The sequence below is a fragment of the Belnapia sp. AC561 genome (assembly GCF_979252845.1).
Map to the genome: position 1 here is coordinate 1 of NZ_CEEDBP010000249.1, position 267 is coordinate 267.

Annotated in this window: 1 protein-coding gene; it reads right to left on the reverse strand. The window is 68.5% G+C overall.

Annotated elements, in window-relative coordinates:
• Nucleotides 1-267: phosphate acyltransferase (locus AC0IW9_RS30960; RefSeq protein WP_471652133.1), on the reverse strand; the 267-nt coding region annotated here is incomplete at both ends.

Consider the following 267-nt stretch of genomic DNA (forward strand, 5'->3'; position numbering starts at 1 on the left):
CGCTTGTAGAGGAAGTCGACCATCTTCGGGACGAGCGGCGAATGGCGGCTGTTGTGAACCTCATACTCCTCCGGCCGGGTCACGCCGAGCGCCTTCAGCCGGTCGTACACGTCGTCGCGCCCGACCAGGACGGGGGTACCGTAGCCGCCCTCCTTGAACGCGATGGCGGCGCGCAGCACGACCTCCTCCTCGCCCTCTGCGAACAGCACGCGCTTGGGATGGGCGCGTGCGCCCTCATAGGCGAGCGTCAGCAGCGAGGTGGTGGGG